Raw genomic sequence first — 382 nt, forward strand, 5'->3', positions numbered from 1 at the left:
TGCATGCAATCCTTCAGTTGAGCAACCGGCAGCAAGGCTTACTTAACGTAGTTGCACCGGGTAGGCAGCGCAAGTACGAGCAGCGGCGCGGGGAGAGGTGCATATTTCACTGATAGTGAGCAGCGATCTCGCGCGATCATGAGCGCCGAATTCAGACGATCGTGAGCGGCCCGCTCCGGCCAAGGCGTTGATAGAGTCAGCGTTCTGGCTGCTCGTCAAGGGTGATGGTTTTGGCGTTGCGTTTTCGCATGCTTTCGCCGGCCAGCTGGAGGCGGTGAGCGTTATGGACGAGGCGATCCAGAATGGCGTCGGCGAGCGTGGGATCTCCGATAACTTCGTGCCATGAGTCCACGGGAAGTTGGCTGGTTACGATGGTCGATGC

1 protein-coding gene is annotated in these 382 nt (G+C 58.6%); it reads right to left on the reverse strand.

What is annotated here, in order from left to right:
• Nucleotides 1-196 precede the first annotated feature (196 nt).
• Nucleotides 197-382: ATP-binding protein (locus ACZIRK_RS45530; RefSeq protein ID WP_463703283.1), on the reverse strand; the 186-nt coding region annotated here is incomplete at its 5' end.

Source organism: Bradyrhizobium sp. Leo114 (assembly GCF_055229415.2).